General features: G+C 71.8%; 17 protein-coding genes. 8 read left to right on the top strand and 9 right to left on the bottom strand.

The annotated features are described in order from the left end of the window. Positions 1–65: 65 nt before the first annotated feature. Positions 66–1535 (bottom strand): sodium:solute symporter, encoded by a 1470-nt coding sequence (locus OG611_RS13365; protein ID WP_266418932.1) that lies wholly within the window; start codon positions 1533–1535, stop codon positions 66–68. Positions 1536–1658: 123 nt separating this feature from the next. On the opposite strand from OG611_RS13365, the gene OG611_RS13360 reads away from it, so the two are divergent. Next, on the top strand, positions 1659–3119 hold the full coding sequence (locus OG611_RS13360; RefSeq protein ID WP_266418930.1) for a PucR family transcriptional regulator: 1461 nt from the start codon (positions 1659–1661) through the stop codon (positions 3117–3119). A 10-nt stretch (positions 3120–3129) separates the two neighbouring features. Here OG611_RS13360 and OG611_RS13355 read toward each other — a convergent pair whose 3' ends face one another. The 3 genes from OG611_RS13355 to OG611_RS13345 form a co-directional block, all read right to left on the bottom strand. Next, positions 3130–4317: a lanthionine synthetase LanC family protein gene (locus OG611_RS13355; protein WP_266418928.1), complete on the bottom strand. Its 1188-nt coding sequence runs from the start codon at positions 4315–4317 to the stop codon at positions 3130–3132. 89 nt (positions 4318–4406) lie between these two features. After that, positions 4407–4844, bottom strand: a complete 438-nt coding sequence (locus OG611_RS13350) for a hypothetical protein (RefSeq protein ID WP_266418926.1) — start codon at positions 4842–4844, stop codon at positions 4407–4409. Between the two features lie 609 nt (positions 4845–5453). After that, positions 5454–5813 carry a VOC family protein gene (locus OG611_RS13345; protein WP_266418924.1) on the bottom strand — a complete coding sequence of 120 codons (360 nt, stop codon included), beginning with the start codon at positions 5811–5813 and terminating at the stop codon, positions 5454–5456. 232 nt (positions 5814–6045) lie between these two features. On the opposite strand from OG611_RS13345, the gene OG611_RS13340 reads away from it, so the two are divergent. From OG611_RS13340 to OG611_RS13325, 4 genes are all read left to right on the top strand, one after another. After that, the gene (locus OG611_RS13340) at positions 6046–6435 is read left to right on the top strand and encodes a peptidase inhibitor family I36 protein (protein ID WP_266418922.1); all 390 of its coding nucleotides are present in this window, start codon (positions 6046–6048) and stop codon (positions 6433–6435) included. A 197-nt stretch (positions 6436–6632) separates the two neighbouring features. Then, complete coding sequence (locus OG611_RS13335) at positions 6633–7790, top strand: acyl-CoA dehydrogenase family protein (protein WP_266418920.1); 1158 nt, start codon at positions 6633–6635, stop codon at positions 7788–7790. 19 nt (positions 7791–7809) lie between these two features. Then, entirely contained in the window at positions 7810–8685 is an 876-nt protein-coding gene (locus OG611_RS13330; RefSeq protein WP_266418918.1) for an acyl-CoA thioesterase II, read from the top strand. Positions 8686–8764: 79 nt separating this feature from the next. Further along, on the top strand, positions 8765–9736 hold the full coding sequence (locus OG611_RS13325) for a cation diffusion facilitator family transporter (RefSeq protein WP_266425826.1): 972 nt from the start codon (positions 8765–8767) through the stop codon (positions 9734–9736). 64 nt (positions 9737–9800) lie between these two features. On the opposite strand, the gene OG611_RS13320 is transcribed toward OG611_RS13325, so the two are convergent. The 5 genes from OG611_RS13320 to OG611_RS13300 form a co-directional block, all read right to left on the bottom strand. Next, complete coding sequence (locus OG611_RS13320) at positions 9801–10586, bottom strand: phosphatase (protein WP_266418916.1); 786 nt, start codon at positions 10584–10586, stop codon at positions 9801–9803. 75 nt (positions 10587–10661) lie between these two features. Next, the gene (locus OG611_RS13315; protein ID WP_266418914.1) at positions 10662–12176 is read right to left on the bottom strand and encodes a DUF6056 family protein; all 1515 of its coding nucleotides are present in this window, start codon (positions 12174–12176) and stop codon (positions 10662–10664) included. Positions 12177–12238: 62 nt separating this feature from the next. Beyond that, positions 12239–13708: a glycosyltransferase gene (locus OG611_RS13310; RefSeq protein ID WP_266418912.1), complete on the bottom strand. Its 1470-nt coding sequence runs from the start codon at positions 13706–13708 to the stop codon at positions 12239–12241. A 184-nt stretch (positions 13709–13892) separates the two neighbouring features. After that, positions 13893–14498, bottom strand: coding sequence for a TetR/AcrR family transcriptional regulator (locus tag OG611_RS13305; RefSeq protein ID WP_266418910.1), 606 nt, complete (start codon positions 14496–14498; stop codon positions 13893–13895). Between the two features lie 33 nt (positions 14499–14531). After that, complete coding sequence (locus OG611_RS13300; RefSeq protein ID WP_266418908.1) at positions 14532–15746, bottom strand: DUF418 domain-containing protein; 1215 nt, start codon at positions 15744–15746, stop codon at positions 14532–14534. A 277-nt stretch (positions 15747–16023) separates the two neighbouring features. Between OG611_RS13300 and OG611_RS13295 the strand changes: the two genes are divergently transcribed. Genes OG611_RS13295 through OG611_RS13285 form a run of 3 tightly spaced genes read left to right on the top strand, consistent with a single transcriptional unit; the run spans position 16024 to position 20667 of the window. After that, complete coding sequence (locus OG611_RS13295; RefSeq protein WP_266418906.1) at positions 16024–17631, top strand: carboxyl transferase domain-containing protein; 1608 nt, start codon at positions 16024–16026, stop codon at positions 17629–17631. Between the two features lie 13 nt (positions 17632–17644). After that, positions 17645–19729 carry an acetyl-CoA carboxylase biotin carboxylase subunit gene (locus tag OG611_RS13290; protein WP_266425824.1) on the top strand — a complete coding sequence of 695 codons (2085 nt, stop codon included), beginning with the start codon at positions 17645–17647 and terminating at the stop codon, positions 19727–19729. Further along, the gene (locus OG611_RS13285; protein ID WP_266418904.1) at positions 19726–20667 is read left to right on the top strand and encodes a hydroxymethylglutaryl-CoA lyase; all 942 of its coding nucleotides are present in this window, start codon (positions 19726–19728) and stop codon (positions 20665–20667) included. Before OG611_RS13290 ends, OG611_RS13285 begins: the two co-directional genes overlap by 4 nt. Positions 20668–20675: the final 8 nt, after the last annotated feature.

The raw sequence follows: 20675 nt of genomic DNA, 5'->3' as shown, positions 1-20675 counted from the left end.
CGTTGTTCGGTGTGCGGGGCGGGATCCGGATCGGTCCCGCCCCGCGCTCGATGGTCTGGAGGCCGTTACGCGGTGACCGGTTCGCTCGCCGGCTCCTCCGCGTCCGTGCCCCGCCCCGCGAGCCGCTCGCGCCAGGCCGCCAGTACGGCCGCGTCGGTCGGCTTCGTCGCCAGGGAAACGATCACATATACCGCGAGCGAGGCCAGCAGGCCGTAGTAGACCGGTTCGTTGGCGAGGATTCCGTACGCCGCCATCAGGCCGATCACCGCGATGCCGCCGACCGACACCGCGGCCAGCGCGCCCGCCGCGGTGCCCCGGCGCCACAGCAGACCGCCGAGGATCGGCACCAGCAGGCCGCCGACGAGCAGGTTGTACGCGACGGTCAGGGCCTCGACGACGTTGTTGAGCGCGATGGCGATCACGATGACGGCGACGCCCATGACGAGGATGAAGACGCGGTTGCCCTTCACCTCGTCGTGCTCCTCGCCCCCGCCGCCCCGGGACACCGCGCCCCGCAGCCGGGACCAGATGTCGTTGTTGGCGACGGTGGCACAGGCGATCAGCGCACCGGAGGAGGTGGACATCACGGCGGCCAGCGCGGCGGCCAGCACCAGCCCGCGCACGCCGATGGGCAGCTCGTCCTTGACGATGGTCGCGAACGCGGAGTCGGCGCTGGGCAGCGTCGGGTACATGACCTTCGCGGCGGTGCCGATGACGGCGCCGGCGATGGCGTAGACGAGGCAGTAGGTACCGGCGACGGTGCCGCCGATGCGGGCGACCTTGTCGCTGCGGGCGGTGAACACCCGCTGCCAGATGTCCTGGCCGATCAGCATGCCGAAGGTGTAGATCAGCACATAGGTGAAGATCGTCTCGCCGCCGATGCCGAGCGGGTCGAAGTACTCGGTGGGCAGCTTCGCCTTCATCTCGCTGAAGCCGCCCGCCTTGATCACCGCGATGGGCAGCAGGAGCAGCAGCACACCGATGGTCTTGACGACGAACTGCACCATGTCGGTGAGCGTGATCGACCACATGCCGCCGAGCGTGGAGTACGCGACGACGATGGCGCCGCCGAGGATGATCGCGACAGTCCGGTTCAGGTCGAAGAGGACGTCGAAGATGGTGGCGTACGCGATGGTCGAGGTGACCGCGAGCATCAGCGTGTACGCCCACATCACGACGCCGGAGATGATCCCGGCCCGGCCGCCGTAGCGCAGGTCGAGCATCTCGGAGACGGTGTAGACCTTCAGCCGGGCGATCCGCGCGGAGAAGAAGACGGACAGGGCGAGCAGTCCGAGGCCGATGGTGAAGACCATCCAGGCGCCGGAGAGTCCGTACTGGTAACCGAGGCCGACGCCGCCGATGGTGGAGGCACCGCCGAGGACGATGGCGGCCATGGTGCCGGAGTACATCCCGGGGCCGAGCCTGCGGCCCGCCACCAGGAACTCGCTCTTGGACTTGGCGCGGCGCATGCCCCACCAGCCCATGGCGAGCATGCCGGCCAGATAGATGATGATCACCGCGTAGTCGACAGCCATGGGCTTCCTCCGTTTCGGTCACAAGTGCACATGCCTTACGTGAAGAAGACGGTAGGTGGCCCGCAAGCGACGCTGAAGAGTATGTTTCATCCATCATTGAAGTCTCTGATGGATGGATCGTCCATGCCTGAAGTCTCGGGCGGGCCGACCCCGCCGCCCACTCCCCCGATCCCGCTCGGCGAGCTGCTCGCCCACGAAGAGCTGGGACTTCGCCGTATCGCGGGTCCGGCCGAGGCGGATCTGCTGTGGGTGCACACCTCGGAGATGGCCGACCCGTACCCGTATCTGCTCGGCGGTGAGCTGCTGCTGAGCGCCGGGGTGCTGCTGAAGGACCCGGACGCGTTCGTGGCCCGGCTGAGGGAAGCGGGGGCGGCGGCGCTCGGCTTCGGGGTGACGCCGGTGTTCGACACGGTGCCGCGGGAGCTGATCGAGGCGTGCGACCGGCACGGCCTGCCGCTGCTGGAGGTGCCGCCCGAGACCCCGTTCACGGCGATCGCCCGTGCGGTGTGGCGACTGATGGCCGAGGCCCGCCACCGCGAGCTGCGCCGGGTGACGCGCGCCCAGCAGGCCCTGGCCACGGCGGCGGCCCGGCCGGACCCGGTCCCGGCGGTGCTGCACCAGCTGGCGGCCCAGTTGGAGGGCCGGGCGGCGCTGCTCGCCGCGGACGGCGAGGAGCTGCACGCCGCGGGCCGCCGCCCCGCCCCCGACATCGGGGCGGCGCTGGCCAGGCTCACCCGGGTGGTCGCCGCCGGGGCGCGCCCCGCCCCGACGTCCGCCACCGACACGCTGCGGGACACCCATCTGTCCGCGTACGCGCTGGGCGGCGGGCAGGGGCTCGTCCTGGCGCTGGCGACGGACCGGCGCGAGGCGGGCGACCACACCATCGCCGGGGTCGCGGTCGTCCTGCTCTCGCTGCTGGCCGCCCCCCATCAGGGCGCCGACGCCGCGGGCCGGTCGGCCGCCCTGGTCCGGATGCTGCTGGGTGCGGACCCGCAGGACGTCGCACCGCTGCTCGGTGGCGCCGAGCAGTGGACGGTGGTGCACGCGCGCCGCAGCGGCGACGGCCCGGTGGACCCGCTCACCACCGGGGCACTGGGCGCCGCCCTCGGTTCGGCCCTGGTCGACGCGGGCCGGGGCGGCGACGCCGTACGGGTACTGATCCCCGGCGCCGACCGGATCACCCCGCAGCCGGGGTGGACCCTCGGCGCCTCCGCCCCCGCCCCCATCACCGCGCTCGACCTCGCCGACGGCCAGGCCGCCCGCGCCCTGGGCCGCGCCGTCGCGACCCGCACCCCGCTGGCCCACCACCACACCGACACCGGAACCGGCCTGGCCGCCCTGGTCCCCGCCGACCTGGCCGAGGCCCACGCCCGTGCGCTCCTCGCCCCGCTCACCGAGCCCCTGAGCGAGACCCTGCGCTGCTGGCTGAGCCTCCACGGCAGCTGGGACCGCACGGCCACGGCCCTGCGGATCCACCGCAACACGGTCCGTCAGCGCATCGCCCGCTGCGCGGCCCTGCTGGACGCGGACCTGGACGACATGGACGTACGGACGGAGCTGTGGTTCGCGCTGCGGCAGCGGTGAGCGGTGTTCGCTACCGCAGGCCGAGGCAGGGCAGCCAGTCGCGCCGGGTGTCGTGGGTGGCGGTGAGCAGGGCGCTGAGCGCGCCCGGGGCACCTTCGAGCAGGGAGGTCTGCTGGACGCCGGGGGCGAGGGCGGCCGGCAGTCGTGTGCTCAGGTGCTCGGCGAGCCGGGCGCCGAGCGCGGCGGCGGCCGGCAGCCGGGCCCACCGGTGGAAGGCGTCCGCGACGGCCAGCACGCCCGCCGCGCCGTGGCACAGCGCGAGCTGATCCGTCAGGGGATCGCCGACGAGATGGAAGTCCTCGTCGTACCGCTCCGCGAGGGTGGTGAAGGCGGTCGCCGCCCAGTCGGCCGTCGCCCGGTCGCCCAGTGCGTCGGACGCGTCCCAGAGCGCCCAGGTGACGCCGGGGGTGCCGTAGCACCAGGCCTGCCGGGCGCGTGCCCCGGCGGGCGGCGGGCCGTCCAGGCCGGCGCCGTCCCAGCTCCGGACGGACCGGGCGTCGTCGAAGGACTGCCGTACCAGCCAACGGGTGGCGCGGCGCAGGGCGGCCGTCAGGCGCGGTCGTGGCCCGGTGCGGCGGACCGTCGCGGTGAGCCCGGCGGCGAGTCCCGCCACGCCATGGCCCATCCCGGTGTTCACCCGGCCCTGGAGCCAGCCCAGTCGCGGATGGCCGGCGTACTGGCCCGTGTGCAGCCGGCGCAGCTCGTCGCTGTCGCACAGCGCCGCCAAGTGGGCGGCGAACGGCAGGAGTTGGCGGCTGGACGACTTCGGGGTCCCGGCACAGAGAGCGAGCAGTGTGCCGGACGGCCCGCCGATGAGGTCGTAGTCGGGCAGGCCGACGTCCGCCGTACGCCAGGGGCGCGCCGAGGCCCTGTTCAGGAGGTGGTCGCGCAGCCGGTCGGCGGCGCGGTGCAGCGGTGGGTGGACCTGGGCGGCCATGCGCAGGCCGACGAAGGTTCCGGCCAGGCCGCCGCCGTACAGACCGTCGTGGGACAGGCCGCGGCCGACGGTCCGGGACCAGGCGGCCACCGCGCGCCGGGCGCTCGCCGCCGCGGCCGGGTCGTCGGTCCGGGCGACCAGGGCGGCCAGTACCGGAATGCCGGGGTCGGAGGCCGCGTGGCGAACCTCCGGGAAATCGTCGAGCAGTTGGACGGCCATGTCGAGAGCCGCGCGGTACGGGCCGTGGCCGGGTGGGGGCATCGGACCTCCGGGTCGGGAAGCCACCCGGAACTGGTCCGAGTGGCTCCGTTCAACTCAACAGTGGGCGGCTGGTGTCCGGTGGGGAGCCGTCAGCAGTTGATGCCGGATCCACAGATGGTCGACGCGCACACGATGATGCTGCACGCCAGGCTGTCGCTGGCCTCCACGGTGGGCAGATCGGCGCTGGTGATCCTCTCGTCCAGCTCGTCGGCCAGCGCCTCGGTGACCAGGCTCTGGCGGGCGTGCGAGAGCCGTCCCCGGTTCCAGTGGAAGATCACGGCGTAGGCGGCGGCACGGCGCGGGCCGCGCACCGCGTCACCGGACTCGAAGTAGCCGGTGCGCCAGTGGTCCGCGGCCCGGCGTACCGCCTCGCCGTGGCGCTCCCGGCCCGCGCGCAACGCCTCGGGCAGGTCGGCCAGCAGCTGTGCGCGGGGCTGTTCCCAGTGGGCACGGATGCCCTGGGCCGCCCGGCGGAGCGCGGCGTCCCGCAGGCCCTCGGGAAAGCCCCGTCCGGTGTCCGTGCGCACCGCTTCCCAGACGCCCCGGTGTTCCGCGCGGTGTGTGCGCCGAGGAGGTCGTGTGCGGTGCCGGCGAGCCATTCGTACAGGCGCGGCCAGGAAAGCGGCTGCGGGGCCAGGTTCACCTGAACCCAGCTCGCCTCCGCGTGCTTCACCCCCAGCATGGGACCTCCGTGTGTCGTGTTTCCGGCACGGCGGGGCAACTCACTGATCGCCCGATGCGCCCGCGGAGTTGGCGCCGCGGACCGGCCCGGGTGCCGCGAGAGGCCCTGGTTCGTTCTGTGTGATCCGCAGATTCATGTGATGTGGCGCGCGGTGCCCGCGAAGCTCGCGGTCGGACCGGATGCGCCGGACGGGTGCGGGGCCGCCCTTCTCGCCCGTGTCGGCCTGCTCAGGCCCTTCATCCAGCTCATTTCCCGCAGCAACACCAGCTGAAAGGAAAATGACCATTAGTCATATGATGGATGAGTGTGCGCTTGGCGTGATCCCTGCGGCACAAGCGCAGTCGGCCGCGCCGTCGCACGGTTCACTGATCACCACCGCTCCCCCGTGCGGCCGTTGCCCGAGCCGCGCGATCAACCCGCCGGGGGCGGCCCGGACGAGGCCCCGCGAGAGGCCCTACGGGCCGTCGATGCCGATGATCGTGCCGAACGGGTCGCGGAGCTGCGCGATACGGCGGCCCGGCTCGATCACCAGGGGGCCTCGGTGGTGCTCGCAGCCGGCGGCCAGCAGCCGCTCCCGGACCGCGGCCACGTCGGCCACGCTCCAGTACACGACCGGGCTGCCGCCCCTCGGGTTGCGCACGTCGTCGACGGGGTGGAAGCCGAGCTCGACCCCGCCGGTCACGACCCAGGCGTAGACGGCGCCCGTGTCACCGACATCGACCCGCACCGGGACACCGAGCAGCTCCCCGTACCACCGCGCGGAAGCCTCGGGGTCCGCCGCGAAAACCATCACGGTGCGTACGCCGTCGAACATGGTCCACCCCCAGAGGAACCCACCCTACGACGCGCGGCCGGCCGGGCACGGGGCACCCGCCGCCGACCGTCCGGGGCGGGCGTTCGCGCCGGTGCGCACAGGAGCACCGTGACCTTCGAAGCGGGCTTCGAGCGCCCCCGATTCCGCCTGTCTGCGCAGGTCGCAGCCGTGCCACGCTGCTGGTGACCAGGGTCCGGAGCCCTGGCCACCGTCAGGAGAAGAGGTTTCCGCCATGCATCGCATCAGTGCGCTCACCGTCACCTCGATCGCCTTGGCCCTGGGACTCGGCGCCGGGCCCGTCGCCGTCGCGGCGGCCGAGAACGCCGCCGTCGAAAGCGCCAGGGCTTCCTACAGCTGCAGCCCCGGATATTTCTGTATCTACAGCGACTGGAACGGAGGTGGCACCCGCTGCCAGTGGTCGGACAAGCAGCGGGCGAACACCGCCGACGACTGCTCGTTCATCCAGCGCGGCCAGAACGTCCGCTCCGTGTGGAACGCGACCGGGCACCGCGTCCAGTACTACACCCAGACCAACTACAACGCCCGGGTCGGATCCACCCCCGCAGGAAACGGCGGCAACCTCCAGGGGAACTACCAGATCCGCTCCTTCAAGCCCCAGTAGGCGGCGAGGCGTACAGCCCTTCCCGGCCGGTGGCCGGGGAGGGCTTTCCGCGTGTCCGCGGCCGTGCGGCCCGCGTGGGCGTGCTGCGCATCACCCTGGACAGCCTCGGTGACCCCCGGGTAACTTCTAAACATATCTGAGCAAGCGCTTAGCCAGGCTGGCCGAAGCTCGCCCGAAGCTGACCAAGGAGGCACCCCGTGCGCCGTACGGTATTCAACGAGGACCACGAGGCGTTCCGGGAGACCATCCGCGCCTTCATCGAGGCCGAGGTCGCCCCCGTCTACGACGAGTGGTTCGCGGCCGGCCAGGTGCCCCGCGACTTCTACTACAAGCTCGCCGAGCTGGGCATATTCGGCATCGAGGTACCGGAGGAGTTCGGCGGCGCCGGGGTCGAGTCCTTCAAGTTCGAGGCGATCATCTCCGAGGAGTGCGCCCGCGCGGCGGTCAACTTCGGCGGCTCCGGCGTGCATGTGCTGCTCTGCCTGCCGTACATCAAGGCGTACGCCACCGAGGAGCAGAAGAAGCGCTGGCTGCCGGACTTCGTCACCGGCAAGTCGATGTACGCCATCGCCATGACCGAGCCGGGCACCGGTTCCGACCTGGCCGGCATGAAGACCACCGCCAAGCTCTCCGAGGACGGCACGCACTACATCCTCAACGGCGCCAAGACCTTCATCACCGGTGGCGTCCACGCCGACCGGGTCATCGTCTGCGCCCGCACCGACGCGCCCAGGGCGGACGACCGGCGGCACGGCATCTCGCTCCTCGTCGTCGACACCAAGGCCGAGGGCTACTCGGTCGGCCGCAAGCTCGACAAGCTGGGCCTGCGCACCTCCGACACCGCCGAGCTGGCCTTCGTCGACGTCAAGGTGCCGGTCGAGGACCTCCTCGGCGAGGAGAACAAGGGCTTCTCCTACCTCGGCCAGAACCTCCCGCAGGAGCGCCTCGGCATCGCCGTCGGCGCGTACGCCCAGGCCAAGGCGGCCGTCCGGTTCGCCCAGCAGTACGTTTCCGAGCGCACCGTCTTCGGCAAGACCGTCGCGTCCTTCCAGAACACCAAGTTCGAACTGGCCGCCTGCCAGGCCGAGGTGGACGCCGCCGAAGCCGTCTGCGACCGTGCCATCGAGGCCCACGACGCCGGTGAGCTGACCGCCGCCGAGGCCGCCTCCGCGAAGCTGTTCTGCACCGAGGTCGCGCACCGCGTCATCGACCGCTGCCTCCAGCTGCACGGCGGCTACGGCTACATGAACGAGTACCCGGTCGCCCGCCTGTACGCGGACAACCGGGTCAACCGCATCTACGGCGGCACCAGCGAGGTCATGAAGTCGATCATCGCCAAGTCCATGGGCCTGTGAGAGCGGCTACGTTCGTTCCATGAGCGCAGCACTCGACTCCCTGCTCGATCTGCTCGACCTGGAGCAGATCGAGCGGGACATCTTCCGGGGTACGAGCCGTTCGGCGGTCGTGCCCCGTGTCTTCGGCGGCCAGGTCGCGGCCCAGGCCCTGGTCGCCGCGGGCCGCACCGTCCCCGCCGACCGGACCGCCCACTCCCTGCATTCCTACTTCCTGCGGATGGGCGACCCGGGCGCGCCGATCGTCTACAGCGTCGACCGCATCCGCGACGGCCGCTCCTTCACCACCCGCCGGGTCGTCGCCGTCCAGCACGGCCAGCCGATCTTCCATCTCTCGGCCTCGTTCCAGACGTACGAGGAGGGCCTGGAGCACCAGGCGGCCATGCCGCCCGCCCCGGACCCGGAGACGCTGCCCACGGCGGCGCAGCTGCTGCCCCGGTACGCGGACCGCTTCAGCGAGCCGGGGGTCGTGGACCGGCTGATCGAGGCGCGGGCCGCGGTCGACCTGCGCTACGTGGACGCCCCGCCCTTCGGCAGCGTCGGCGAACCGCGCGAGCCCCGCTCCCAGGTGTGGTTCCGCACCAACGGCAAGCTCGCGGACGATCCGCTGCTCCATGTCTGCATGGCGACGTACGTCTCCGACATGACACTGCTCGACTCGGTGCTCCTCGCCCACGGGCGCGGGGGCTGGGCGGTCGGCGACGTGGTCGGCGCGAGCCTGGACCACGCGATGTGGTTCCACCGGCCGTTCCGGGCCGACGAATGGCTGCTGTACGACCAGGAGTCGCCGTCCGCGTCCGGCGGGCGCGGGCTGGGTCAGGCCCGGATCTACACGCAGGACGGCCGGCTGGCGATCACCGTCATCCAGGAGGGCGTGGTTCGCGTCCCCCGGGACTGACGCGCCCTGCGCCGACGGGCCGCGGGGCGCCGGTTCGGACATACTCCCCACCATGAGCGACGAGACCATGGACGAGCCCATGAGCGACGCGAAGACCGGTGGTGGGGAGTCCACGTTCACGGTCATCGTCGCGGCCGCCGCCAATCTCGGCATCGCGGTGGCGAAGGCCGTCGCCGGGCTGATCAGCGGATCGAGCGCGATGCTCTCCGAGGCGGCGCACTCGGTCGCCGACACGGTCACCGAGCTGCTGCTGCTCACCGCGCTGAGACGCAGCGAGAAGCCCGCGGACGAGGAACACCCGCTGGGCTACGGCCCCGAACGGTACATCTGGGCGATGCTCGCCTCCGTGGCCACGTTCGTCGGCGGCGCGGTCTTCTCCGTCTACGACGGCATCCACACCCTCGCGGCGGGCGAGGAGCTCGGCAATCCGCTCGTCTCGTACCTCGTGCTCGCGGTGGCCTTCCTGCTGGAGGGCTACTCGCTGCGGACCGGGCTCCGGCAGGTCCGCGGCGAGGCCGCGCGGCTGCGGGCGCCGGTCGGGCACTACTTCCGCCACACCCCCGACACCGCGGTCAAGGCCGTGGTGATGGAGGACTCGGCGGCGCTGGCGGGTCTGCTGCTCGCCGCGGGCGGACTGCTCGGCGGCCAGCTGACCGGTTCCGGGGTCTGGGACGGCATCGCGTCGATCCTGATCGGTCTGCTGCTGGTGTACGTCGCCTGGGTACTGGGCCGGTCCAACGCCCAGCTGCTGATCGGCCGTCCGGTGCCGCAGCAGATGCGCGCCGGCATCCGTGAGGAACTGCTCTCCGTCCCGCACATCATCGAGGTACTGGAACTCACCACGCTCATCCAGGGGCCGGCCGAGATCCTGATCGCCGCGAAGATCGACTTCCGGGACGCCTCGACCGCCGAGCAGATCGAGTGGGCGTGCGAGGAGGCGGAGGAGCAGCTGCGGGAGCGCTATCCGTCGATCCGCCGGGTGTATCTGGACCCGACCCCGGGCCTGAGGCAACGGCTGCGCGGGCCCGGTACCGGTACCGGATCGGTCTGACCGGGCCGTGCGGCCGGGATCGGCCTCGGATCCGTCCTGGATTCAGTCCTGGATCCGCTCTGGATCAGTCCTGGATCAGCCCCGCCGCGTCCAGCAGGTACTCCGTCATCGGGTCGTAGAACCGCGGGTCCAGCACATGGTCGTCCAGCGGGACGGCCACCTGGAGCGTCCCCTCCGCCTCACCGAGGAAGAGCGCCGGGTCGTTGCAGTCCGCGTACCCCACCGCGTCCAGCCCGCGCTGCGCCGCGCACCCCGCCCAGCCGTGGTCGGCGACGACCAGGTCCGGCAGCGGTCGGCCCTCGCGCTCCAGACCGTCCAGGATGGCGGCCATCGGGGCGGGCGAGTGGGTGTGCCAGAGAGTCGCGCCGCGCTCCTGCACCGCGACGTCCGCGAACTGGAACACCATGCCCTCGTCGGCGATCAGCCCCGAGGGGATCCGTACGATCTCGCATCCGGCGGCCCGCAGCGCGTCCGCGGTCTGCCGGTGCACATCGAGGAGCCCGCCCGGGTGCCCGGTCGCGAACAGCACCCGCTCCGATCCCGCCGCCGCCTTCCGCAGCCGCGCCGCCATCCGCTCCAGGGCGTCGACCGTCAGCTCCGGGTCGATGGTGTCCTGCCCGAACCGGTGCTCCGGGTCGTCGCTGACCCCGCAGCGCTCGGCCATCACCGCCAGCACGTCCTGCTCGTCGCGCCACCGGTCGCCGAGCTCCAGACCCAGCCAGTAGTGACGGTCGCCGTTGGCGAGCTTGCGGTAGTGGGAGAGGTTGTTGTCGCGCGGTGTGGCGACGTCTCCGGCTATGCGCGTGCGGACGAGGTGTTCGACGAGGGCGGCGCGGCTGGGTATCGGCATGAACCCATTGTGCCGTCAGGTGTGCACAGTGTGCCGGGTGTCTTGCACGACTGACCGATCGGCCCGGCCCGCCGGTCAGGGCAGCCGGGTCGAGTGCGTGATCTTCTTCAGGTGGTAGTACTGGGCGACGCACTGCGCCGGCCACGCCCGCCGGCCGTGGTTGCCGAACGGCTCCAGCATCCCGCTGACCGACACCGGCGTGTACGGGAGCACCTTGGCGCCGCGCGCCGCCCCGTTCCTCAGCGAGCGGTCCTGCCGGTCCCACCGCTGGGCGCGCACCTCCATCTGCCGTTCCAGCCGGAGCAGCGGGACGGCGAGGCCGACGCAGGTCGCGGCGCACACGACTCCGGCGGCCGTCGCCGTCGCCGCGCGGATCCCCCACCTGCGGGCCCGCAACGCCCGTCCCGACAGGGCACCGACGCCGACCAGGAGCAGCACGTACAACAGGAGGAAGTCGCCCCAGATGCGCGACGCGGTCGCCACGCTCGCCCCGAAGGCGGGGTAGGCGACGACGACGCAGAGGTAGCCGGAGACCAGGAAGGCGAGGAATCCGACGAGAACCAGGAGGAAGGGCCTGCGGCGCAGGGACCCTTCCGGCGCGTCCGTTCCCCGCTCGCCCCCGCGCACCAGCAGGCCCAGCAGCACGCCGACGGCGACCGCTCCCAGGTACTGCCAGGTCGTGAAGATCGTCCCCAGGACGTGTCCGAACGCCCGCATCGCCGTGGTCAGCGCCTCCGGGCCGAACATGGAGGCGCTGTCGGCGCCGAACCGTCCACGCCGGGTGCGTGCGCCGGGCGACAGGTACAGGATGACCGTCCCGACGGCGACCCCGGCGAAGGCGACCACGCACCAGACGCGCGTACGGGTCCGGCCGGCCCCGGGAAGGGCCCACCGGCTCAGCAGCAGGACGGCGGCGAGCACGACGAACGCGACGATCGCCGTCTCCTCCGACAGGGTGCCGATGAAGATCCCCGCCAGGTACCCGACGCCCAGCGCGAAGTCGCGTCCCCGCCGTGTCCGTGCGCGCAGCAGCGGGATCACGGCGGCGCAGGCCAGCACCGGTGCGACGGTGTGCGAGACGGAGGAGGCGGGCCAGTAGAACGCCTTGTACGGGTTGGGCGTCGCGAAGAAGAAGAGCGCCGCCGTCGTCGCGCCCACCAGCAGCGCCAGCCCGCGTGGCGCGGTCAGCCCGGCCCTCTTGAGCGCGGAGGCGATCAGCGCCCAGAGGATGCCCAGCATGAGCACCCCGCTGACCAGGGCGAACCATTGATGGCCCGGGACGCCGAAGGATCCGTACCCGATGACGAGCAGCGCGTTGGCGATGCGTCCGTTGTCATGGAGGAAGAACTTCCCGATCATCCCGGAGGCGCCCCCGTCCCGTACGACCGGGAGGAAGCACCAGTCGTCCCCTCCCGGGCGGACCAGTCGGCCGATCCAGAAGGCCGCGCCGAGCAGGGCGAGCGGCAGCAGGGCAAGGCCCGACGTCCCGATCGCCGCCCATCGCCGCGCGGGGCCCGAACGGGGTTCCGGCCGGGGGGATTCCTCGCTCTCCGCCTGTGTGCCTGCGGATTTCGACGTGTCCGTGGTCATGTGCACTGGTGCCCTTCGTACGCTGCTCGCGTCTTGCGCGCCAAGAAGTTCGGGTGGTGGGTTCACGGTGTGGTGTGTCCGGTACTGCTCCCGGCCGGGCCGCCGCCCTGTCGGGCGAGGGCGGCACCGGAGTCGATGGCCCAGCGGGCGAGCAGGAACGAGAAGGGGGTGGCGAGGATCCCCGCGGCCACGGCGGCGATGTTCTTGTCCATGCCCAGCCTGCTCACGCCGAGGTAGAGCAGAATTCCGGTGAGTACGAGATTGACGACGCTCGACAGGGGATACCGGACGAAGGCCTGCCAGGTCGGCTTCGTGCGGCAGGTGATGCAGGAGTTGAGCAGGAATGATCCCACGACGCTGACCGCGTATCCGATGACGTGTGCGGCCAGATAGGGAATCCAGACATTCAACGAGGCGTATACCGCCAGATATACCGCCGTATTGATGATTCCGATCAACCCGAATTCGATGAACTGGCGTACGGTGCGCCTCCTCGACGCCCCGAGCGCGGTCGCCCCGGTGCGTCGCGCCGACGGTCTCCCGCCCTCGGGGGCGGGCGGGCCCGAACGCGCCTCTGCCGGAATATCGACCGGGAGGACGTGCGGAGATTCGTCCGTCTCCCGCACCAGGTAGTGCGGGCGGCGTTTCGACTCGGAGTAGATCCGTCCCACGTATTCGCCGATGACGCCGAGCGTGGCGAGCTGGATTCCGCCGAGCGCCACGACGGCGGTCAGCAGGGTGGTGTAGCCGGGTACGACGACACCGTGGAGCACGACGCCGACGATGGTCCACACGGCGTATCCCAGTGCCGCCAGCGCGAGCGCGAGGCCGATGTGGATGGCCAGGCGCAGCGGATGGCTGTTGAAGGAGATCAGCCCGTCGATCCCGTAGTTGAGCAGGCGTCTGCCGCCCCACTTCGAATCTCCCGCCGCGCGCTGCATGTTCCGGTAGGTGAAACCGACGGTGTCGAAGCCGATCCAGGAGAAGATCCCCTTGGAGAACCGGTTGGTCTCGGGCAGCGCGAGCACGGCGTCCACGGCGGTGCGCGACAGCAGCCTGAAGTCGCCCTCGCCGTCGACGACCTGGACGTCCATGCACCGGCCCATGACCCGGTAGTAGAGGGCGCTGAGAAAGGTACGCAGGGCGCCTTCTCCCGCGCGGTCGCGCCGCGCGACGACCTGGTCGTAGCCGCGCTGCCGCAGCTCCAGCATGCGGGGCAGCAGTTCGGGCGGGTGCTGGAGGTCGGCGTCCATGAGGACGACGGCGTCGCCGCGGGACATGCGCAGTCCCGCGAGCATCGCGGCCTCCTTGCCGAAATTACGGCTGAAGGAGGTATAGCGGACCCGCTGGTCCGCAGTGGCGAGCGAACCGATCCGGAGCCTGGTCCGGTCGCTGCTGCCGTCGTCGACATAACAGATCTCGAAGGTCCGCCGAGTCGGTTCGAGGGCGGAGATCAACGCACGGTGGAACACCTCGATGACCTCGTCCTCATTGAAACAGGGGACAACGATCGAAACCTGACATGTTTTCATTTAAATTCCCCATCAGGCGTGGGTGGGACAGCTCAAACCATAAGCCTGGGGGCCTCGCGACACTGCGACCGACGGAGCTCGTCGAGGAAAAGGAAAGGGAATATGAGGAGACACCTCACCCCTTTCGCATCAATTCATATATTCAAGGCCGGGCGGAAATCGCGGACACACCCGCCGGCACACCCTACGCGCGGGCCGCCGCCTCGAAGGCCCCACGCGCCAGCCGGTGCAGCAGCGCCGCCGTGTCCGCGCGGTCCGGCTGCGCGCCGGGGCGGCCCAGGTGCGGGGTCGAGTTCAGCAGCCCGAAGACGGCGTGGACGGCGGCGCGGGCCTCGTGCTCGGGCAGGTCCGGGTACATCTCGCGGACCACCTCCACCCACACCTCGACGTACTGCCGCTGGAGCTGGCGGACCCGCTTGCGGTCGGTGTCCCGCAGCCGGTCCAGCTCGCGGTCGTGGAGGGTGATCAGGGGGCGGTCGTCGAGGGCGAAATCGATGTGCCCCTCGATGAGCGCGTCGAGCAGGGCCCGCGGGGAGCCGCCCTCGCAGGCCGCGTCCTCCGAGACGCGCAGCTGCCCGCCCGCCAGCAGCCGCTCGCTGATGCCGACCAGCAGCTCGGCGAGCATCGCGTCCTTGCCGGGGAAGTGCCGGTAGAGCCCGGGGCCACTGATGCCGACGGCGGCACCTATCTCGTCGACACCGACGCCGTGGAAGCCGCGCTCGGCAAAGAGGCGGGCGGCCTCCTTGAGGATCTGCTCGCGGCGGGTGGGGGCGTCCGTCCTCGTGGTCATGGATTCGATTCTAGACAGTGCGGTTAGCGAACGTTAACTGGTACGGGGCCGCGCCCACAGCGTCACCGCGCGCAGCAGCCACTCCACCGGCCCGAGCCGGTACCGGCGCATCAGCCACCCGCTGAGCGCGAGCTGGCCGGCGTACAGCACGAGCGCCCCGCCGACCGCCGCCGCGGCGCCCGTGCGGCCGTACAGCCCGAGGCCGTACCCGGAGAAGACGAGGGCCATGACGAGGGACTGGGTCAGGTAGTTGGTCAGCGCCATCCGCCCGGCGGGCGCGAGGACCCGGGCCGTCGCTCCACCGCGCGGTGTGGTGAACCACAGCAGCAGCCCGGTGGCGTACGCGGCCGAGAGCGCCGGGGCCGCGACCATACCGACCGCCAGGCCCAGCAGCGCCCAGCGCTCCGACAGCGGCCCCACGATCCCCGCGGCGGAGAAGACCGCCCCGGGAACCCCGATCGCGAGACCCGTCAGGCAGATGCGGCGCAGCCGCGCCCGGTCGGCGAGCACGGCCGGGCCGAGCCACTGCCGCCGACCGGCCACGAATCCCATGAGAAAGGCGGCGACGACGAACCCGCCCATCAGCGGGACGGCCGCGAGCATGTCGGGCAGTGCCCTGATGTTGGCGCCGACGACCTCGGCGAATCCGCCCCGGTAGGCGGCGGTCAGCTCGGCCTTCACCGTGGCGGATTCACCCAGCTCACCGGGGTCGAGCAGCGACGCCCCGAGCCCGAGCAGCAACAGGAGGCCGCCGGCGGCACCGAACACCCACAGCGCCGCCCGCCGGACCGCGGCGGGCCCGGCGTTCCGGACGGCCAGCAGGACCAGCCCGAGCAGGGCGTAGATCATCAGGATGTCACCGGTGTACAGCAGCACCGCGTGCGCGAACCCGAGCACGAGGAGCGCCGCCAGCCGCCGTGACATCCGGGGCACGAAGCGCGCCCCGGCTCGGGCGGCCGAGTCCATCTGGAGAGTGAAGCTGTATCCGAAGAGGAAGGAGAAGAGCAGGTAGAACTTCGACTGCGCGAGCAGGACGACCAGCCATTGCACGGCTCCGTCCGCCGCGTGCACCCCCGCGAGACCGTCCCTGGCGCCGGGAGGTCCGGCGGTCGTCATGAGATTCACGACCAGGATCCCGGCGAGCGCGAACCCGCGCAGGGCGTCCACTTCGAGGATGCGCGGCCTCCCGGCCACTCCCCCGGCCGCCCCTCCGTCCACACCCGGCACCGTCTGCGACTGCTGTGTCATCCGCCGTTTCCCCCACCCGAAGCCCTTCACCGGTCGGCGACCGGCGCCGCTCCGGGTCAGGGAGCGGTGCGGGCCATTATTCCGGCCGGTCCACGCGGGCCACCGCCCCCAGGTCGGTCGCACTTGGCCGATACCCGCCGAAAGCGCCGCGGACGGCTGCCGAAAGCGCTGCGGGCACCGGCCGAGCGCCCTGGACAAGGCTGTTAGCGCTCGTTAACCTGAAGTCGGACGTTAACGGTCACTAACTACTGCGGTACGGGCAAGGGGGCTCGACACGATGCAGCAGGCACCGGTGCTGGCGAGCGCGGCCGATCCCGCCTCCGAGGCCTGGAAGGCCAACGAGGCGGCGCATCACGCGCTCGCCGACGAGCTGCGTGAGCGGCTCGCCACGGCCAGGCTCGGCGGGGGTGAGAGGGCCCGCGCCCGGCATGTGGCGCGCGGCAAGCTGCTGCCCAGGGACCGGGTGGACACCCTGCTCGATCCGGGGTCCCCGTTCCTGGAGCTGGCCCCGCTCGCGGCCGAGGGGCTGTACGGGGGCGCCGCCCCGGCGGCCGGGGTGATCGCCGGGATCGGCCGGGTCAGCGGCCGGGAGTGCGTGATCGTCGCCAATGACGCGACCGTCAAGGGCGGCACGTACTACCCGATGACGGTGAAGAAGCACCTGCGCGCCCAGGAAGTGGCGCTGGAGAATCGTCTCCCCTGCCTCTATCTCGTCGACTCGGGCGGCGCGTTCCTGCCGATGCAGGACGAGGTCTTCCCGGACCGGGAGCACTTCGGGCGGATCTTCTACAACCAGGCCCGGATGTCGGGGGCCGGGATTCCGCAGATCGCGGCGGTGCTGGGTTCGTGCACGGCGGGCGGGGCGTACGTCCCCGCGATGAGCGACGAGGCCGTGATCGTCCGCAACCAGGGCACGATCTTCCTGGGCGGCCCCCCGCTGGTGAAGGCCGCGACCGGCGAGGTCGTGACGGCCGAGGAGCTGGGCGGCGGCGAGGTGCACTCCCGTACGTCGGGGGTGACCGACCATCTCGCCGAGGACGACGCGCACGCGCTGCGGATCGTGCGGAACATCGTGGCCACCCTGCCGGACCGGGGCGCGCTGCCGTGGTCCGTGCGCCCCGTCGACGAGCCGAAGGTCGACCCCGCGGGTCTGTACGGCGCCGTCCCGGTCGATTCGCGGACGCCGTACGACGTACGGGAGGTGATCGCCCGGGTCGTCGACGGCTCCCGGTTCGCCGAGTTCAAGGCCGAGTACGGGACAACGCTGATCACCGGCTTCGCCCACATCCACGGCCACCCGGTCGGCATCGTCGCCAACAACGGCATCCTGTTCTCCGAGTCGGCCCAGAAGGGCGCCCACTTCATCGAGCTGTGCGACCAGCGCGGCATCCCGCTGGTCTTCCTGCAGAACATCTCGGGCTTCATGGTGGGCCGGGACTACGAGGCCGGCGGCATCGCCAAGCACGGCGCCAAGATGGTGACGGCGGTCGCCTGCACGCGCGTACCGAAACTGACCGTGGTGGTCGGCGGTTCGTACGGCGCTGGCAACTACTCCATGTGCGGCCGGGCCTACTCCCCCCGCTTCCTGTGGATGTGGCCCAACGCGAAGATCTCCGTCATGGGCGGCGAGCAGGCCGCGTCCGTCCTCGCGACGGTCAAGCGCGACCAGCTGGGCGACGACTGGAGCACGGCGGACGAGGAGGCCTTCAAGGCCCCGATCCGCGAGCAGTACGAGACCCAGGGCAATGCCTACTACGCCACGGCCCGGCTCTGGGACGACGGCGTGATCGACCCGCTGGAGACCCGGCAGGTGCTGGGACTCGCCCTGACCGCCTGCGCCAACGCCCCCTTGGGCGATGCCGGCTTCGGCGTCTTCCGGATGTGAGGAACAGATGACGATGTTCGACACGGTTCTGGTCGCCAACCGCGGCGAGATCGCGGTACGTGTCATCCGCACGCTGCGGGAGCTGGGCGTCCGCTCGGTCGCCGTCTTCAGCGACGCGGACGCGGACGCCCGGCACGTCCGGGAGGCCGACACGGCGGTACGGATCGGGCCCGCCCCCGCCGCCATGAGCTATCTCAGCGTGCCCGCGCTGCTGGACGCGGCCCGCCGCGCCGGCGCGCAGGCCGTCCACCCGGGATACGGGTTCCTCGCCGAGAACGCGGGCTTCGCGCGGGCGTGCGCCGAGGCGGGGCTGACCTTCATCGGACCGCACGCCTCCGCCATCACGCTGATGGGCGACAAGATCCGGGCCAAGGAGACGGTCGCGGCGGCCGGGGTTCCGGTGGTGCCCGGCTCCTCGGGGAGCGGGCTCACCGACGACCGGCTGGTCGACGCGGCCCGTGAGATCGGGATGCCGGTGCTGCTGAAGCCCTCGGCGGGCGGCGGCGGCAAGGGCATGCGGCTGGTGCGCGACGAGGCTCTGCTCGGGGACGAGATCGCGGCCGCCCGGCGCGAGGCACGGGCCTCGTTCGGCGACGACACGTTGCTGGTGGAGCGGTGGATCGACCGGCCCCGGCACATCGAGATCCAGGTGCTGGCGGACGCCCACGGCAACGTGGTCCACCTCGGCGAGCGCGAGTGCTCGCTCCAGCGCCGCCACCAGAAGATCATCGAGGAGGCGCCCTCGGTCCTGCTCGACGAGGAGACCCGGGCCGCGATGGGCGAGGCGGCCGTCCAGGCGGCCCGCTCCTGCGGTTATGTGGGCGCGGGCACGGTGGAGTTCATCGTCCCGGGCAACGACCCCGCCTCGTACTTCTTCATGGAGATGAACACCCGCCTCCAGGTCGAGCACCCGGTCACCGAGCTGATCACCGGCCTGGACCTGGTGGAGTGGCAGCTGAGGGTCGCGGCGGGCGAGCGACTCCCGTACGAGCAGCGGGACATCACGCTCACCGGCCATGCCATCGAGGCCCGGATCTGCGCCGAGGACCCGGCACGCGGCTTCCTGCCCTCCGGCGGCACGGTCCTCGCGCTGCACGAGCCGCAGGGCAACGGGGTGCGGACGGACTCCGGGCTCGGCGAGGGCGGCGAGGTCGGCAGCCTGTACGACCCGATGCTGTCGAAGGTCATCGCGTACGGCCCCGACCGCGTCACCGCACTGCGCCGGCTGCGGGCGGCGCTCGCGGACACGGTGATCCTCGGCGTCCCGACCAACGCCGGTTTCCTGCGCCGGCTGCTCGCCCACCCGGCGGTGGTGGCGGGCGATCTGGACACGGGCCTGGTGGAGCGTGAGGTGGACACGCTGGTGCCGGAGGGGGTGCCCGAGGAGGTGTACGCGGCGGCGGCGCTGCTGCGGCGGTCCGCCGGTGCGGACGGGGCCCGGACCGGCGCCACCGACGCCTCCGGCTGGGTCGACCCGTTCTCGGCGGCGAGCGGCTGGCGGCTCGGCGGCACCCCGGCCCGCACCGTGCTCGACTTCCGGCTGCCCGGCCACGACCCGGTGCAGGTCTCGATGCGCTCCTGCCCGGCCGGTACGGAGCTGGCCTTCGGCCATGTCGGGGAGGGCGCGCAGCCGCCGGAGCCCGTGACGGGGGCCTGCGGCCCGCTGGCCCCGCTGCCCGGCGGCAGGGAGACGGCCAGGCTGGTCGAGGTCTCCGGGCACCGCCTCACCCTCGAACTCGCCGGTGTCACCCACGCGTTCACCCATGCCGCCTCCCCGGACGGCAGATGGCTCGGCCGGGACGGCGACAGCTGGCACGTACAGGATCACGACCCGGTGGAGGCGTCCCTGGCCGGCGCGGGCCGGTCCGGGGCGGACACGCTCGCCGCGCCCATGCCCGGGACGGTCACCGTGGTGAAGGTGGCGGTCGGGGACGAGGTCGTGGCCGGGCAGAGCCTGCTGGTGGTGGAGGCGATGAAGATGGAACACGTCATCTCCGCCCCGCACGCCGGGACCGTGACCGAGCTGGACGTCAGCACCGGTGCCACGGTCGCGATGGACCAGATCCTGGCCGTGGTGGCGCCCGGGGAGGAAGCATGACCACGTCCCGCACCCTGCCCATGACCGTGCCGGCCCAGGACCTGCCCGCCCGGGTACGCATCCACGAGGTCGGTGCCCGCGACGGGCTGCAGAACGAGAAGACCGTCGTACCGACCGAGGTGAAGGCGGAGTTCATCCACCGGCTGGCCGCCTCGGGCCTGACCACCGTCGAGGCGACCAGCTTCGTGCACCCCAAGTGGGTTCCCCAACTGGCCGACGCCGAGGACCTGTTCCCCCGCCTGGCCGACATCGACGGCGTCGCCCTGCCGGTCCTCGTACCGAACGAACGCGGCCTGGACCGGGCCCTGGCGCTCGGTGCCCGCCGGATCGCCGTGTTCGGCTCGGCGACCGAGACGTTCGCCGCCCGCAACCTCAACCGCACCGTCGACGAGTCGCTCGCCATGTTCGAGCCGGTCGTCGCCCGCGCCAAGGCCGACCGGGTGCATGTCCGCGGCTATCTGTCGATGTGCTTCGGCGACCCGTGGGAGGGGCCCGTCCCCGTCCACCAGGTCGTCCGGGTCGCCAAGGCGCTGATGGACCTCGGCTGCGACGAGCTCTCCCTCGGCGACACCATCGGCGTCGCCACGCCCGGCCACGTACAGACCCTGCTCTCGGAGCTGAACGAGGAGGGCGTGCCCACCGACACCATCGGCGTGCACTTCCACGACACGTACGGGCAGGCCCTCTCCAACACCCTCGCCGCGCTCCAGCACGGGGTGACCACCGTGGACGCCTCCGCGGGCGGCCTCGGCGGCTGCCCGTACGCGAAGAGCGCCACCGGAAATCTCGCCACCGAGGACCTCGTGTGGATGCTCCAGGGCCTCGGTGTCGAAACCGGGGTCGATCTCGACGCGCTCACCGCCACCAGCGTGTGGCTCGCCGATCAACTGGGCCGACCCAGCCCGTCCCGTACCGTCCGCGCGCTCTCGGTGCGATAGACACCGTC

This window comes from Streptomyces sp. NBC_01363 (assembly GCF_026340595.1).
GTDB lineage: Bacteria > Actinomycetota > Actinomycetes > Streptomycetales > Streptomycetaceae > Streptomyces.
The sequence above is the reverse complement of the archived record's forward strand: the minus strand, read 5'-3'. Positions and strand labels throughout refer to the sequence as shown.

Excerpts from the sequence above, each read along its gene's own strand:
- OG611_RS13365 (WP_266418932.1), bottom strand. The coding sequence starts at position 1,535 with ATGGCTGTCGACTACGCGGTGATCATCATCTATCTGGCCGGCATGCTC.
- OG611_RS13360 (WP_266418930.1), top strand. The coding sequence starts at position 1,659 with ATGCCTGAAGTCTCGGGCGGGCCGACCCCGCCGCCCACTCCCCCGATC.
- OG611_RS13355 (WP_266418928.1), bottom strand. The coding sequence starts at position 4,317 with ATGCCCCCACCCGGCCACGGCCCGTACCGCGCGGCTCTCGACATGGCC.
- OG611_RS13345 (WP_266418924.1), bottom strand. The coding sequence starts at position 5,813 with ATGTTCGACGGCGTACGCACCGTGATGGTTTTCGCGGCGGACCCCGAG.
- OG611_RS13340 (WP_266418922.1), top strand. The coding sequence starts at position 6,046 with ATGCATCGCATCAGTGCGCTCACCGTCACCTCGATCGCCTTGGCCCTG.
- OG611_RS13330 (WP_266418918.1), top strand. The coding sequence starts at position 7,810 with ATGAGCGCAGCACTCGACTCCCTGCTCGATCTGCTCGACCTGGAGCAG.
- OG611_RS13325 (WP_266425826.1), top strand. The coding sequence starts at position 8,765 with ATGAGCGACGCGAAGACCGGTGGTGGGGAGTCCACGTTCACGGTCATC.
- OG611_RS13320 (WP_266418916.1), bottom strand. The coding sequence starts at position 10,586 with ATGCCGATACCCAGCCGCGCCGCCCTCGTCGAACACCTCGTCCGCACG.
- OG611_RS13315 (WP_266418914.1), bottom strand. The coding sequence starts at position 12,176 with ATGACCACGGACACGTCGAAATCCGCAGGCACACAGGCGGAGAGCGAG.
- OG611_RS13310 (WP_266418912.1), bottom strand. The coding sequence starts at position 13,708 with ATGAAAACATGTCAGGTTTCGATCGTTGTCCCCTGTTTCAATGAGGAC.
- OG611_RS13305 (WP_266418910.1), bottom strand. The coding sequence starts at position 14,498 with ATGACCACGAGGACGGACGCCCCCACCCGCCGCGAGCAGATCCTCAAG.
- OG611_RS13300 (WP_266418908.1), bottom strand. The coding sequence starts at position 15,746 with ATGACACAGCAGTCGCAGACGGTGCCGGGTGTGGACGGAGGGGCGGCC.
- OG611_RS13295 (WP_266418906.1), top strand. The coding sequence starts at position 16,024 with ATGCAGCAGGCACCGGTGCTGGCGAGCGCGGCCGATCCCGCCTCCGAG.
- OG611_RS13290 (WP_266425824.1), top strand. The coding sequence starts at position 17,645 with ATGTTCGACACGGTTCTGGTCGCCAACCGCGGCGAGATCGCGGTACGT.
- OG611_RS13285 (WP_266418904.1), top strand. The coding sequence starts at position 19,726 with ATGACCACGTCCCGCACCCTGCCCATGACCGTGCCGGCCCAGGACCTG.